This window comes from Actinopolyspora mortivallis (assembly GCF_003001495.1).
Classification (GTDB): domain Bacteria; phylum Actinomycetota; class Actinomycetes; order Mycobacteriales; family Pseudonocardiaceae; genus Actinopolyspora; species Actinopolyspora mortivallis_A.
In genome coordinates this window covers 116,386-130,881 of sequence record NZ_PVSR01000004.1, presented here as the reverse complement: position 1 = coordinate 130,881, position 14,496 = coordinate 116,386, and the positions used below count along the sequence as shown (strand labels likewise).

13 protein-coding genes are annotated in these 14,496 nt (G+C 71.0%); 10 read left to right on the top strand and 3 right to left on the bottom strand.

Translation table 11 applies throughout. The annotated features are described in order from the left end of the window. Nucleotides 1–162 precede the first annotated feature (162 nt). Genes nadA through nadC form a run of 3 tightly spaced genes read left to right on the top strand, consistent with a single transcriptional unit; the run spans nucleotide 163 to nucleotide 3,718 of the window. Nucleotides 163–1,230, top strand: a complete 1,068-nt coding sequence (gene nadA / locus CEP50_RS05555; protein ID WP_219905335.1) for a quinolinate synthase NadA — start codon at nucleotides 163–165, stop codon at nucleotides 1,228–1,230. Next, entirely contained in the window at nucleotides 1,227–2,834 is a 1,608-nt protein-coding gene (locus CEP50_RS05550; protein WP_106112836.1) for an L-aspartate oxidase, read from the top strand. Before nadA ends, CEP50_RS05550 begins: the two co-directional genes overlap by 4 nt. After that, entirely contained in the window at nucleotides 2,831–3,718 is an 888-nt protein-coding gene (gene nadC, locus CEP50_RS05545) for a carboxylating nicotinate-nucleotide diphosphorylase (protein ID WP_106112835.1), read from the top strand. Before CEP50_RS05550 ends, nadC begins: the two co-directional genes overlap by 4 nt. A gap of 77 nt (nucleotides 3,719–3,795) precedes the next feature. Here the strand turns inward: nadC and CEP50_RS05540 are convergent, their stop codons facing one another. Together CEP50_RS05540 and CEP50_RS05535 are read right to left on the bottom strand one after the other, a co-directional pair. Beyond that, nucleotides 3,796–5,142 (bottom strand): NAD(P)/FAD-dependent oxidoreductase, encoded by a 1,347-nt coding sequence (locus CEP50_RS05540; protein ID WP_106112834.1) that lies wholly within the window; start codon nucleotides 5,140–5,142, stop codon nucleotides 3,796–3,798. Between the two features lie 120 nt (nucleotides 5,143–5,262). Further along, nucleotides 5,263–6,054: a carbon-nitrogen hydrolase family protein gene (locus CEP50_RS05535; protein WP_106112833.1), complete on the bottom strand. Its 792-nt coding sequence runs from the start codon at nucleotides 6,052–6,054 to the stop codon at nucleotides 5,263–5,265. Nucleotides 6,055–6,234: 180 nt separating this feature from the next. On the opposite strand from CEP50_RS05535, the gene CEP50_RS05530 reads away from it, so the two are divergent. From CEP50_RS05530 to CEP50_RS20060, 6 genes are all read left to right on the top strand, one after another. Further along, entirely contained in the window at nucleotides 6,235–7,827 is a 1,593-nt protein-coding gene (locus CEP50_RS05530; protein ID WP_106112832.1) for an ABC transporter substrate-binding protein, read from the top strand. Further along, nucleotides 7,824–8,837: an ABC transporter permease gene (locus CEP50_RS05525; protein ID WP_106112919.1), complete on the top strand. Its 1,014-nt coding sequence runs from the start codon at nucleotides 7,824–7,826 to the stop codon at nucleotides 8,835–8,837. Before CEP50_RS05530 ends, CEP50_RS05525 begins: the two co-directional genes overlap by 4 nt. Continuing rightward, nucleotides 8,830–9,744: an ABC transporter permease gene (locus tag CEP50_RS05520; protein ID WP_106112831.1), complete on the top strand. Its 915-nt coding sequence runs from the start codon at nucleotides 8,830–8,832 to the stop codon at nucleotides 9,742–9,744. Before CEP50_RS05525 ends, CEP50_RS05520 begins: the two co-directional genes overlap by 8 nt. A gap of 71 nt (nucleotides 9,745–9,815) precedes the next feature. Then, nucleotides 9,816–10,757 (top strand): ABC transporter ATP-binding protein, encoded by a 942-nt coding sequence (locus tag CEP50_RS05515; protein ID WP_106112918.1) that lies wholly within the window; start codon nucleotides 9,816–9,818, stop codon nucleotides 10,755–10,757. Beyond that, the gene (locus CEP50_RS05510; protein WP_106112830.1) at nucleotides 10,751–11,392 is read left to right on the top strand and encodes an ABC transporter ATP-binding protein; all 642 of its coding nucleotides are present in this window, start codon (nucleotides 10,751–10,753) and stop codon (nucleotides 11,390–11,392) included. Before CEP50_RS05515 ends, CEP50_RS05510 begins: the two co-directional genes overlap by 7 nt. A gap of 81 nt (nucleotides 11,393–11,473) precedes the next feature. Continuing rightward, nucleotides 11,474–11,626: a hypothetical protein gene (locus CEP50_RS20060; protein WP_181188226.1), complete on the top strand. Its 153-nt coding sequence runs from the start codon at nucleotides 11,474–11,476 to the stop codon at nucleotides 11,624–11,626. A gap of 46 nt (nucleotides 11,627–11,672) precedes the next feature. On the opposite strand, the gene CEP50_RS05505 is transcribed toward CEP50_RS20060, so the two are convergent. Next, nucleotides 11,673–12,941, bottom strand: a complete 1,269-nt coding sequence (locus CEP50_RS05505) for a M14 family metallopeptidase (RefSeq protein ID WP_106112829.1) — start codon at nucleotides 12,939–12,941, stop codon at nucleotides 11,673–11,675. 192 nt (nucleotides 12,942–13,133) lie between these two features. Here CEP50_RS05505 and hisD point away from each other — a divergent pair, with 192 nt between their 5' ends. After that, nucleotides 13,134–14,447 (top strand): histidinol dehydrogenase, encoded by a 1,314-nt coding sequence (gene hisD / locus CEP50_RS05500; protein ID WP_106112828.1) that lies wholly within the window; start codon nucleotides 13,134–13,136, stop codon nucleotides 14,445–14,447. Nucleotides 14,448–14,496: the final 49 nt, after the last annotated feature.

Sequence of the window (14,496 nt, the reverse complement as noted above, 5' to 3'; positions counted from 1 at the left end):
TCGCACACGGATGGTCCTCGGTTCCCGACGTGTTAGCATGGGGCACGTTTTCGATTATAAGACGAAAACCCTGGTTGGAAAATCAGGAGATCGAGGCCCCGGGGAATCGGGGCCCTTGGGAATCGGCGCGGTGCCCCGTCGCCGCGCCGGTGAGGAGGAGACATGGCCGCGACAGCAGCCAGTCACGGCGTCTCGGCCGGGCTCGACACGGCGGCGGTGCGGCGTACCGAGGACGGCTACACGGGTGTGTCGGCCACCGAGGAATGGGCCGCCGAGGTCCGTCGGTTGGCGGAGCGGCGCAACGCCGTGCTGCTCGCGCACAACTACCAGCTTCCCGAGATCCAGGACGTCGCCGACCACACCGGCGACTCCCTGGCGTTGAGCCGGATAGCGGCCGAGAGCACGGCCGACGAGATCGTCTTCTGCGGCGTGCACTTCATGGCCGAGACGGCCAAGATACTGAGTCCGGACAAGACCGTGCTCATTCCCGACGAACGTGCCGGATGCTCGCTGGCCGACTCCATCACGGCCGAGGACCTCCGCTCCTGGCGGGAACAGTTCCTCGACGCGGGCGAGCCCGAACCGGTGGTCGTCTCCTACGTCAACACCACGGCCGAGGTCAAGGCGGAGACCGACGTCTGCTGCACCTCGTCCAACGCGGTGGACGTGGTGCGTTCGATTCCCGAGGAGCGGCCCGTGCTGTTCTGCCCGGATCAGTTCCTCGGTGCGCACGTCAAACGGGTCACCGGCAGGCAGAACCTGCACGTCTGGGCCGGGGAGTGCCACGTGCACGCCGGGATCAACGGGGCCGAGCTCGCCGAGCGCGCCGCCTCCGAACCGGACGCGGACCTGTTCATCCACCCGGAGTGCGGCTGCGCCACCTCGGCGTTGTACCTGGCCGGGGACGGCACGGTGGACTCCGAGCGGGTGAAGATCCTGTCCACCGGCGGGATGCTGGACGCGGCACGCAGCACGGGCGCTTCCTCCGTGCTGGTCGCCACCGAGGTCGGGATGCTGCACCAGCTGCGCACGGCGGCCCCGGACATCGACTTCCGCGCGGTCAACGACCGCGCCTCGTGCCGGTACATGAAGATGATCACTCCCGCGGCGCTGCTCCGGTGCCTCACCGAAGGCAGGGACCGGGTGGAGGTGTCCGACGAGGTGGCGCGGCGAGCCCGTTCGGCGGTCGAACGCATGATCAGTATCGGACGTCCCGGTGGTGGCGAATGACCTGGCGGGCCAAAGCCGACCTGCTGGTCGTCGGAACCGGCGTGGCCGGGTTGAGCGCGGCCCTGCGCGCCCGCGAGCTCGGGCTACGGGTGCTGGTCGTGAGCAAGGAGGAGGTCTCGGCGGGCAACACCTCCTGGGCCCAGGGAGGCGTCGCCGCTGTCCGTCCCGAGGAGAAGGACCCGGGCGACAGCGTGGAAGAACACGTGCGGGACACGCTGGAGGCCGGAGCGGGACTGTGCTCACCCACGGCGGTGAACAGCGTTCTCGGGGACGGAGCCTCCGCCATACGTCGGCTCCGCGCCTGCGGGGCACGTTTCGACACCACCTCCGGAGGCAGGCTCGCCCGCACCAGGGAAGGCGGGCACAGCGCTTTCCGGGTGATCCACGCCGGTGGGGACGCCACCGGCGCCGAGATCCAGCGTGCGCTGGGCACGACCGCCTCCGCGGAGGGGCTTCCGGTGCTGGAACGGCACTGCGTGGTGGAGCTGTTGCACACCGAGAACGGTGCCGTGGGAGGGGCTCTCGTGCTCGACCACGCCGGACGTCCCGGTGTGCTCCGTGCCCCGGCCGTGCTGCTCGCCACCGGAGGTCTGGGACAGCTCTACCGGGCCACCACGAATCCGGAGGTGGCCACCGGCGACGGGATCGCCCTGGCCCTGCGGGCCGGTGCCGAGGTGGCCGACCTGGAGTTCGTCCAGTTCCACCCCACCGTGCTGCACGTTCCCGGTGAGAACGAGGGCAGGCGACCACTGGTCACCGAGGCGGTGCGTGGCGAGGGGGCGGTACTGGTCGACGCCCACGGCGAGCGGGTGATGCGGGACGAACACCCCGCCGGTGATCTGGCCCCGCGCGACGTGGTGGCCGCCGCCATCGAGCGGCGGATGGCCGAGACCGGTACGGAGTCGGTCTACCTGGACGCCACCAGGGCGCTGGGTTCCGCGCTGCCCGAACGTTTCCCCACGGTGTACGCGGCGTGCCGTGCCGCGGGGATCGACCCTGTGGTCGAACCGATCCCGGTCACCACGGCGGCGCACTACTCCTGCGGCGGAGTAGTGTCCTCAGTGGATGGAAGAACCGGTGTGGCCGGGCTGTACGTGGCCGGTGAGGTCGCCAGGACGGGACTGCACGGCGCGAACAGACTGGCCTCCAACAGCCTGCTGGAGGGAGCCGTGCTGGGGGTGCGGGCCGCGGAGAGCACCCGGCACGACCTCGCCCGCGTCCACCAGGGACGTGCGAGACCGACACCGGAACGGCTTCCCGCCGCCCCCGTGGTCGACCGGGGTGTGCTCCGGAGGATCATGAGCGGTCACGCCGGAATCGAACGCGACGGCGCGGGGCTGGACGAGGCCCGCGCGGCGCTGGAGGCGGCCTCGGTGGTACGTCCACTGCGCACACGGGAGAACGCCGAGGACGCGGCCCTGACGCTGACGGCCCACGCCCTGCTGGTGGCGGCCTCCCACCGCACCGAGTCGCGGGGATGCCATCGTCGACGTGACCACCCGGACACCGACGATCTCCACTGGCGGCGGGCCAATCCGCTGCGGCTGGACGCGTCCGGCTGGCTGATCCGCTCCGCTCCGGAGGAAACGAGGGACGTCGCGTGAACCTGTCCGAAGCCACCACCCGGAACCTGCGCGCGGCCGGACTGGATCCGGCCGAGTCCGAGGTGCTGGTCCGTGCCGCCCTGGCCGAGGACCTCAGGTACGGCCCGGACGCCACCACCGAGGCGACGGTGTCCGAGCACTCCGTGGCCACGGCCGAGTTCAACACCCGTACCTCCGGGGTCCTGGCGGGGCTGCCCCTGGTGCTCGCCGTGCTGGACCAGGTGGTCGGCGCCGACCGCTACCGCGTCGAGCACGCGAGCGTGGACGGCTCCCCGGTGGGGGCCGGCGAGTCCGTGCTCACGGTACGGGCCCCGGTACGAACGCTGCTCACCGCCGAGCGGACCGCGCTGAACCTGCTGACCCACCTCTCCGGAGTCGCCACGGCCACCGCCGCCTGGGTGGAGGCGGTGGCCGGGACCGGCTGTCGGATCCGGGACAGCCGCAAGACCCTTCCCGGCCTGCGGGTGCCGCAGAAGTACGCGGTGCGCTGCGGGGGTGGCGAGAACCACCGTTTCGGGCTCGGGGACGCGATGCTGGTCAAGGACAACCACGTGGCCGCGGCCGGTTCTCCCGGAGCCGCGCTGCGTGCCTGCCGCGAACACGCCCCCGACCTTCCCCTCGAAGTGGAGGTCGGTGACCTGGACGAACTGGACGAGGTGCTGCGGCAGCGGCCCGGACTGGTGCTGTTGGACAACTTCGCCCCCGAGCAGTGCGCCGAGGCGGTGCGACGTGCCGGTGCGGTCTCCCCGGAAACCGAGTTGGAGGCCTCCGGGGGGCTCACCCTCGAACGTGCCGCCGACTACGCGGCCACCGGGGTGCACTGTCTGGCCGTCGGGGCGTTGACGCACTCGGCGCCCGTGCTGGACATAGGGCTGGACATGTAGGGAGCAACTCCGACACACGGGCGCGCGGTCGTGGGGTGACCCGCGGGCGGCGACCGAGTCTCCCGTCCGGTGGGAGTTCAGCCCGACGCGGGGCGGGAGGACGCGCCGAAGGACTCCTCGCCCCGCAGGTCCGGCACCTCCGGTGAGGAGGTGTCCAGCGGAACGGTTCCGGAGCGCACCATCCCGAGCTGGACGCACTGCCGCTGGGAGACCGCCTCCAGGGCCCAGTCGACCGCCACCCGCAACCGGTTCGCGGGCATCGCCATCAGGTGGTACCCCCGGGTGACCACCTTGGCGGGGAATCCCGACACGGGAACGTGCAGCGGGTTGGCCGCCGCCTGGTGCGCACCGAGGTCGACCACGAAGCCCAGGTCGCGGTGCCGGTATCCCCGTAGCTTCCCATCCCGCAGGGAGGCCACCACGTTACTGGCCGCGAGCTTGCCCTGCCGGGTGGCGTGTTGGGCCGTCATGGGGGTGAGTCCGCCCGGATTGCCCCTGTCGGGGACACCGGCGGCGTCGCCGCAGGCGAAGATCCGGGGGTAACCCGCGACGTTGAGCGTCTCGTCGACCGCGATCCTGCCCTGTCGGGTCTCCAACCCGAGGGACTCCACGAGCGGGTCGGGACGCACCCCCACGCACCAGATCAGCGAGTGGGTGGGGACGTGTCGTCCGTTGTCGAGCGTGACCCCTTTCTCACCGGCCTGTTCGATCGAGGTCTCGGTCAACAGCTCGACTCCGCGGGCGCGCAGCACGTCGGTGGCCGCCTCCGACAGCCTGTGGTCGAGCCCGGGCAGCACGCGCGGGGCCACGTCGAGCAGTTTCCAGTGGATCGGCTGGTTGGACAGCTCCGGGTGCCGGTCGGCCAGCAACCGGGTGAAGTCCGGCCCCTGGGCGGCCACCTCGGTGCCTGTGTAGCCCGCCCCGACGACCACGAAGGTGCAGCGCGCGTCACGTTCGGCCTGGTCGGTCGTGGCCGCGGCGAGTTCTATCTGCCTGGTGACGTGGTCACGGAAGTACAGCGCCTCCGGGATGCCCCGGAAACCGTGCCCGTGGGTGGCCACTCCGGGGATGGGCAGCAGCTTGTTCACGCTGCCCGCGGCCAGGATCAGGCGGTCGAAGTCGAGTGATCCGGTGTTGTCCTCGGGGTCGGTGTAGGTCAACTGCTGACGGTCGGGATCGACCGAGGTGACCTCGCCGAGCACCAGACGCACCCGTGGCAGGGTTCCCGGAAGGGAGATCGTGATCGCGCGGGGGTCGAGGATCCCCGCGGCGACCTCGGGCAGCAGTGGCAGGTAGAGGAAGTAGTCGGTGGGATTGACCAGGACGATCTCGACCTCCTCCCGCCGGGTTTCCCGGGCCAGCCGCTCCGCCGCGTGATAGCCGGCGAATCCCCCGCCCACGATCACTACTCTGTTGCGTCCCATCGTGTCCCCAACTGGTCGGCTCTCCTCGGCGGCCGGGTACCCGGTGGGGAACTCGATCAAACCGGTCCGTCGCCCGCCCGCAGAGCCGCCTCCCGGGGAGAAGAGGGCGAGGGGACCTTTTCAGAGCTTCCGGTTGGCCAGCACCGGAAGGGTCTCCCTGGCCTGCTCGACCTGGGAGGGATCGATGTCGGTGACCAGCACGTCGGGTTCGGCCTCCAGCTGGTCGTGGATCATTCCGTACGGTGTGACCACGGTGCTGTAGCCGATTCCGGTGGGGGCCTTCGGCGAGGGATCCCTGCCGATGCTGCGCGGATCAGCCTGGCCACAGGCCACCACCCAGGAGGTGGAGTCGAGGGCCCGGGCGCGGACGAGCAGTTCCCACTGTTCGCGCTTGCCGCTTCCCGCGCCCCAGGAGGCCGCCGTGAGCAGCACCGAGGCTCCCCGTTCGGCGAGGGCGGTGTAGAGACCGGGGAAACGCAGGTCGTAGCAGATGCTCAGCCCCACGGTCGCGCCGGGCAGCCGGACCGTCACCGGTTCCTCCCCCGGCGAGACCGTCCGGGACTCGGTGAATCCGAAAGCGTCGTAGAGATGGATCTTGTCGTAGTGCGCGCGCCGGTCGGGGCCGGTGACCAGCAGGGTGTTGGTGACCCGTCCGTCGGCGGCCGGGGTGAACATACCCGCGACCACGGTGATCCCCGCGTCCTCGGCCAGCCTGCCGACCTCTCCGGCCCACGCCCCGGTCAGCGGCTCGGCCAGCGGAGCCAGTGGGGTCCCGAAGCACGCCATGGTCGCCTCCGGGAACACCGCCAACTCCGCACCGGCCTCGCCGGCACGGCGCACACCTCCGGCCACGAGCTCCAGATTCGCGTCGGGGTCCGATGTGGACGAGATTTGGCACAGTGCGATGCGCACCAGCTCACCTCCGCTCCGGCCGGGTCCGTCTCCGCCATCCTCCCATCCTGCCGTCCGGCCACGGAGGGTTCGGAGCGCCCTCTCCGGCAGGAGGACGGACGTCGCCGCGGCTCGGGCGCGGAGAGTAGCCAAGATCTCATCGTGTTGCCAGGAACTTGCAGTAATCTCTAGAGTCTCGGCGTGTTCAACCGCCGCACCCTGATCACCTCGTCCCTGGCGGCCTTCGCTCTGGCGGGGACGGCCTGTTCGGCACCGTCGAACTCCGGAGGCGGCAGCGGGCCCCGTTCCATGCTGTTGGCCGACGGCTACGAGCCGAGCAGCCTCAACCCGCTGCTGGGCTACGCCCGCTACGGAGCCGCCAAGTTCTACGACGGGCTGCTCGCCTTCGACGGTCGCGGGACACTGCACCCGGCACTGGCCGCCGAACAGCCCGAGTCCACCGACGACGCCCGCACCTGGACGGTGCGACTGCGGCGCGGAGTCACCTTCCACGACGGTTCCCCCTTCGACGCCCACGACGTGGTGGCGACCTACAGTGCGGCCGTCGATCCCGCCTACGCCGCGACGATCAGTTCCGACCTGTCCATGCTCGACAGCGTCGAGGCCGTGGACGAGCACACGGTCCGCTTCCGACTGAACATCCCCTACGCGGCCTGGCCCGCCCGGATGCTCATGGGGATCCTGCCGAAGGACGCGCTCGCCGAAGCAGCGCCCCAGGATCGTTCCCCGCTCAACACCGAGCCGGTGGGAACCGGGCCCTACCGGCTCGCCGAGTGGCGCCGGGGCGAACGGATGATCTGGCGCGCGAACGAGGACTACTGGGGCGGGACCCCGGAGGTGGACGAGATCACGGTCGTGTTCGCCACCGACGACAACACCAGGGCACAACGTGTCCAGGCCGGGGAGTTCGACGGTACGGTGCTGCCCCCCACGCTGGCGGGACGGATAGGAGGGGACTCCTACCGCACCGTGCACCACGACACCGCCGACTACCGGGCCATCACCCTGCCCAGTGATCACCCGGTCACCGGTGACGCCGCGATGCGCCGGGCGCTGAACCTGGCGGCCAACCGCTCGGGGATGGTCGAGAGCCTGCTCGGCGGACACGGCACCCCCGCCCACACCCCCGTGCCCGCCTCCATGGAGCGCTACCACGCTCCCGAGGCCCGTTTCGACTTCGACCGGGAGCGGGCACGCCGGGTGCTCGACGAGGCCGGATGGACCCCCGGCCCGGACGGGATCCGGCAGCGGAACGGGACACCGGCCAGGTTCACCGTCATGTACTTCGCCGACGACACACTGCGCAAGAAGTTCGCGGACGCCTTCGCCTCGGACGCGGAGAGGGTCGGCGTCCGGGTCGAGCTCGCCGGGGTGGACCGGTCGGAGGCCGCCGAGCGCATCGGTACCGACGCGATCGTGCTGGGCGGGGGATGCCCGGTCGACCCCGACGTCCAGATGTACTCGGCGCTGCACTCCTCGATGATCGGAACCGGCACCTACCGGAACCCGGCCAAGTACCGCAACGACCGGGTCGACTCGGCGCTGGACGCGGGAAGGAACACGGTCGATCCCGCCGAGCGGGCCCGCCACTACAAGGAGGCCCAGCGGGCCTACGTCGCCGACCCCGGCCTGGTGTACCTGGCCTTCGTCCAGCACAGCTACGTGATGCGTCGTGGTGTCTGGGACGGCTACGAACCGGTGGTCGAACCGCACACCCACGGAACCACCTGGGGGCCGTGGTGGAACGTCGAGGACTGGACACCGAAGAGTTGAGGTCCGCGGTATGGCCGGCGCGCCGTGCCGGCAGTCGTTCCGCGGCGGTGCTGTGGCTGGTCCTGCGGAGAGTGGTGTGGGCCGTTCCGGTGCTGCTGCTCGTGTCGCTGGGGGTCTTCCTGCTGGCGGCGGCGTCCCCGTTCGACCCGATCCACCAGTACTACGGGGTGCGGATCTACGACGCCTCGGCGGCGGACGTGGCCAGGGTACGGGCCGAGCTCGGTCTGGACCGTCCGGTGCTGTCGCGCTTCTGGGAGTGGCTGAGCGGCCTGTTCTCCGGGGATCTCGGCGTGTCACGGTCGATGCGCCAGCCCGTGGTCGAGGTGGTCACGCAGCGCCTTCCGTGGACCCTGCTGCTGGCGGGCACCGGGCTCGCCCTCGCCGTGGTGTTCTCCCTGGTGGTGGGCACGGTCGCCGCCTGGCGCCAGGGAGGATGGCTCGACCGGGCGGTCACGGCTCTCGGGCACGCGCTGGAGGGAGTGCCGCCCTTCGTGCTCGCCCTGCTGGCCATCGCCGTGTTCTCGCTCGGACTCGGGTGGCTGCCGGTGGCCGGACTCACCGACGCGGGCAGTTCGCTCGGTGTCGGGCAGGTGCTCGAGCACCTGGTGCTGCCCGCGGCGGTGCTCGGTGTCTCCCAGGCGCCCTGGCTGGTGCTGCACGTCCGTCAGTCCCTGCTGACCGCCCTGACCGAGGACCACGTCAACGGGGCACGGGCGCGGGGGATGGGCGAACGGATCGTGGTGCTGCGCCACGCCCTGCCGACGGCGCTTCTGCCGTTCGTGGCCCTGATCGGAGCGCGCGTTCCGGAGCTGGTCACCGGGGCCGTGCTCGTGGAGGAGGTCTTCTCCTGGCCCGGGGTGGCCTCCGCCGTGGTGACCGCGGCGAAAGCCGCCGACTACCCCCTGCTGGCCGTGCTGACGCTCCTGGCCACGGCTGCCGTACTGCTCGGTTCGCTGCTGGCCGACGTCGCCGCGATCCTGCTCGACCCGAGGGTGGCCACCGATGGTTGAACTCAGGCAGCACGACTCGTCCCCCACGAGGAAGGGGGAGTGGCGCGACGTCGCCCGCTCGCGGGCGGGCACCAAGCGCGGGCGTGGGGCGACGCGCTCGCGCACCCGGCTCTCGGTGGCGGTGCTGGCGTTGTTGTTGCTGGCCGCCGTGCTGGTTCCGTGGCTGTCCCCCTCCACCGGGCTCGTGGACTACGGCTCGGTGCGGATGCCTCCCGCACCGGGGCATCCCTTCGGTACGGACACCTCGGGAAGGGACCTGTTCACGCGTTCCTGGGCCGGGCTGCGGATATCGTTGCTGGTGGCGGCCGTCAGCACACTGGTCTCCACGGTGCTCGGCTCCGTGGTCGGCACCGTGGCCGGATCGTTCGGAGGATGGACCGACCGGCTGCTGATGCGGCTCGTCGACGCGGTCAACTCCGTTCCCCACCTGCTGCTCGGCATCGTCATCGTGGCCCTGTACCGCGGGACCGTGCTGGCCGTGGTGCTGTCCATCGGACTGACCCACTGGGCCACGGTCGCCCGTGTCGTCCGCTCCGAGGTGCTCGGTCTGCGGGAGCGTCCCTACGTCGACGCGGCGATCTCGGCGGGGGCGAGCAGGTGGTGGATCCTGCGCAGGCACATGCTGCCCGCCGTGGTTCCCCAGGCGTCCCTGTCGGCCGTGCTGCTGGTCCCGCACGCCGTGTTCCACGAGACCGCGCTGAGCTTCCTCGGCCTGGGGCTGCCCCCGCATCTGGCCAGCATCGGCAACATCCTCGGGGACGGACGGGAGGCGGTGTTGCTGGGTGCCTGGTGGATCGTCGCCTTCCCCGCGCTGTTGCTCGTGGCGACCACGCTGGCGGTGTCGGGACTCGCGGCCGCCTGGCGGGACCGTACGGTTCCGGCGCGCCGTTCCGAGTTGACGTTGTGAGTGCTGTTCGCCTGCCGGAGGACGGGGGTGTGGGTGTGGACCAGCGCGGTCCGCTGCTGTCACTGGACGACATGTCGGTGCGTTTCCGACTCGGTGGTCGGCGTGCGGGGGAGGTGGTGCGCGCGGTCACCGACGTGCGGCTGAGACTGTTCCCGGGACAGGTGCTCGCCCTCGTGGGGGAGTCCGGTTGCGGCAAGTCGGTGCTGGCCTCCTGCCTGCTGGGGCTGCTCCCGGACAACGCCCAGGTGCGCGGCGAAGCCCGGGTGGGTGGCCGGGAGGGGGAGGTGGAGCTGCTCTCGGCCTCCGAACGGGTGCTGTCCCGGCACGTCCGGGGGCGCCGGATAGGGCTGGTTCCCCAGTCCGCGAGCACGCATCTGACCCCGGTGCGCACCGCGCGGTCCCAGCTGGTCGAAACGGTGCGTCACCTGCGCGGGCGGGGCAGGGACGGTGAGGTGGACGAACTCGCCCGCCGGGTCGGACTGGCCCCGCAGGACCTCGACCACTACCCGCACGAGCTGTCCGGCGGCATGGCCCAACGTGTCGCCGTGGCCTCGGCTCTGGTGGGGGATCCTCCCGTGGTCGTCGCCGACGAGCCCACCACGGGACTGGATCGCCCGCTGGTGGAACGTACCGTGGACCTGCTCGCCGAACTGGCGGACCGGGACCGGGGGGTGTTGTTGATCACCCACGACCTGGGCGCGGCCCGGCGTGTCGCCACCCACGTGGCCGTGATGTACGCCAGTCGTCTCGTGGAGACCGGTCCGGCCGCCGAGGTGTTCGAACGCCCGTGGCATCCCTACACGGTGGGGCTGCTCAACGCTCTGCCCGAGGCCGGTTTCGAACCGATTCCCGGACGGCCTCCCGCCCTGACCGAACTCGACGTTCTCGAACGGAAGTGGGGTTGCGTGTTCTGCCAACGTTGTCCGGACGTGCCCGGGGTCTCCCCCTGTGACGGAAACCCGGAACTGGTCACCCACGGGGACCGTGCCGTCGCCGCCCATCCGCCATGCTGAGGGGACGGGGGCTGGTGGCCGGCTATCGGCGGGGACGGCCCGTGCTCGACGGGGTGGACCTGGATCTTCCCCGCGGCGAGGTGCGGGGGTTGGCCGGGCCCAGCGGCTGTGGGAAGTCCACCCTGGCGCGGGTGCTCGCGCTGTTGCACCGCCCCTGGTCCGGTGTGGTGGAGCTGGACGGAAGACCGGTCGGCGGGTTCCGGCACGCCGCCTCCCGTCGGGAGCGGACCTCCGTCGGTATCGTCTTCCAACAGCCGCGTCCCGCCGTGGACCCCCGGATGTCCCTGCGCCGCGTGCTCGCCGAACCCCTGCTGGCCAGCGGGCTGGGGGATGTCGCCGGGAGAGTGGCGGAGCTGGCGGAACTGACCGGTCTCGACGGGGAACTGCTCGACAGGCTTCCGCACGAGGTCAGCGACGGCCAGTTGCAGCGTGCCTGCCTGGGCAGGGCGCTCGCGCTGCGGCCGCGTTACCTCGTCTGCGACGAGATGACGGGGATGCTGGACGCCTCCACCACGGCGGCCCTCGTCCGCGTGGTCGAGGAGCAGGTACGCCGAGAGGGGACCGGGGTGCTCGCCGTCAGTCACGACGAGTCCCTGCTGCGCGCGTGGGCGGGGGGCGATGTCATCCGGCTGTGAGGTGTCCGGATGTGGCAGGGTGAGGTGGATCGCCGGCGTACGGCGCCGGCCGGCAAGCCCAGATGGTTGTGGAGAGCACTGATGAGTGAACAGACCACGTTCATGCAATGGCGCGAACGCGCGAAGTCGGAGATCCGGCAGGAGCATCCGCAGCTGCGTTGGTTGTTGCTCACCGCCGGGGCCGTGGTGGTGCTCGCGATCCTGGTGGGGGTCGTCGTCCTGCTGCTGGGGTGAACGTCCGCGCGGGCCCACCCCCGTGGAGTGGGCCCGGCGGGGCCGCTCAGCGACCGCTCTCTTCCAGCAGGATCGACACCGCCTCGTCGTTGCGGCTGGTCTCCCGCTGGATCACCTCGTCCGGCGGGTAGAAACCGTCGAGTCCTCCGCTGCTCGGGTACATCTCGAAGGTGAACGACAGGATTCCGTGCTCGGCCCACATCCAGTCGTTGACGCTGCCGTCGGTGACGTAGAGGTCACTGGACTGCATGGGGGTGTAGCCGTTGGTCGCCGCCATGCTCCTGCCGATCGAGGCGAACCTGCGGTACTCCTCCTCGGTCATACCCGGAGCGGTGTCGTCCGTGGTGTAGCCGTAGGGCCACAGCACCAGTTCGGAGAAGGTGTGGAAGTCGATGTGGCCGGTCAGCTGCTGCGTGCCGTCCACCACCCTGGACTCCACGAAGTCCCGGATCGCGGAGGTCTCCGGCGCGGAGAACGGTGCCGGACCACGGTAGGTCGGTGAGTTCGGACTCCCGCTGGAGCCGCCGCAGCATCCCCACTTGTGGCCCCAGTTCCGGTTCAGGTCGACCGGGGCGGACTCCCTGTTGCGGCGCCAGCCCCGGTAGTAGGTCCCGCCGACGTCGTAGACGACCCCGTCCGGGTTGACCATCGGGACCACCCAGATCTCCCGGCTGTCGACCGTGTCGGTGATCGCCGGGTCACTGCCGTAGTTGTCGGTGTAGCGCCGCAGGATGTGCAGGCACATCTCGGCGGTCAGGTGTTCCCGCGCGTGCTGGTTGCAGGTGAACAGCACCTCGGGCTCGTCCTCGTCGGTGCCCGCGTTGTCGCTGATCTTCACGGCGGGGATGTCGCGTCCCCGTGCGGAACGCCCCACGCTGGTCCTGTCGACGATCCCGGGGTGCTCGGTGGCGGCGGCCTCCACCTCCTCGGTCATCTCGGAGTAGGTGTGGTACCCGCTGTCCTCGGGCGGGAAGTCACCGGGGGCGGCTCGGTGCGGGGAGCCACTGCTGGGGGCGGCCGCCCGGGACAGCCGCATCCCCGCCGAGCGCAGCCGCCGGACCTGGTGCTCGTCCGCCTCGACGAAGGCGGTGTCCCCCTTCAGGGACAGCACCAGGGCGCCGGTGCGCTGGATCTCGGTTCGGGTCCGGCTGTCGGTGTCGGTGATCCGGTACACGGACGTGGCCGTGGCTGTGCCCCGGTCGGTGCCGGAGCCACTCCCGTGGCGTTGTTCGGCCGCCGACTGGGTGGCGGGCAGCGCCAGCAGACATGCCGCGACGGACAGTGCCGCCGTGGCCCGTCGTCGTGATGCGCGCATGGTTTCTCCGATCGGTCGCGGATCAGGATCATCCGAGACTCGCTCCGATCACGGCGTGTGACAACCTACGTACGTGTGAGTCGGACTCCGCCGTTCCGGTGGGACGACGAGGGCGACGAGTGGGAGCAGCCGGTCGGGTGCCCGTCCCCCGCGGGCTATCCTGGCGACAGCGACGTTTGCGGAAGGATGTCCATGCTCAGCCGAATTGACCTGCGCGGTCGGGAACCCTCCGTGGGAGAGCTACGCAACAGGCTGCCCCGAGCCGGGATGGACGTGGAACACGCGCTGTCCGCCGTGCGCCCGGTGCTCGACGACGTGGCCGAGCGGGGTGTGCCCGCTGCCCTGGAGCACACCGAGCGCTTCGACGGAGTGCGTCCGGAAGGGGTTCGGATTCCCTCCGGGGAGCTGCGACGCGCCCTGGACGAGCTCGATCCGGAGGTGCGCAAGGCCCTGGAGGTCTCGGCGGAACGTGCCAGGAGGGTCCACGCCGACCAGCGGCGCGAGGACGTGACCACCGAGGTGGCCGCCGGGGGGACGGTCACGGAACGCTGGGTCCCGGTCTCCAGGGTCGGCCTGTACGCGCCGGGAGGACTCGCGGCCTACCCGTCGAGCGTGGTCATGAACGTGGTCCCCGCCCAGGCCGCCGGAGTGGAGTCCCTGGTGGTGTGTTCCCCTCCCCAGGCCGAGTTCGGAGGGCGACCGCACCCCACCACCCTGGCCGCCGCCGCGCTGCTGGGGGTCGACGAGGTGTGGGCCGTCGGCGGGGCCCAGGCGGTCGGTTTGCTCGCCTTCGGCGGCTCCGACACCGACGGGACGCCGCTGCGGCCGGTGGACATGGTCACAGGGCCGGGCAACGTCTACGTCACGGCGGCCAAGCGCCGACTGCGCAACGTCATCGGCATCGACGCCGAGGCGGGACCGACCGAGATCGCGATCCTCGCCGACGACACAGCCGACCCGGCACACGTGGCCGCCGACCTGATCAGCCAGGCCGAGCACGACACCCTGGCCGCCAGCGTGCTCGTTACCCCCTCCGAGGAGTTGGCCGGAGCCGTCGACGAACAACTGCGCGAACGTGTTCCGGCCACCAGGCACGCCGAGCGGATCCGCACGGCACTGACCGGACAGCAGTCCGGTTGTGTGCTCGTCGACTCGTTGTCGGAGGGCATCCGGGTGGTGGACGCCTACGCCGCCGAACACCTGGAGATACAGACCGAGGACTCCTCCTCGGTGGCGGCCCGGGTGCGGAACGCGGGGGCGATCTTCGTGGGACCCTATGCGCCGGTGTCGCTCGGCGACTACTGCGCGGGCTCGAACCACGTCCTCCCCACCGGCGGGTGCGCGCGGCACTCCTCCGGACTGAGCGTGCAGAGCTTCCTGCGCGGCATCCACGTGGTGGACTACACCAGGCAGGCGCTGCACGAGGTCGCCGACCAGGTCGTCGCCCTGGCCGACGCGGAGGACCTGCCCGCGCACGGGGAGGCCGTGACGGCCCGCTTCGCATGAACGGTTCGGCAGCCGGGCGCGGCGTGTCCGAACGACCGACGAATTGGTG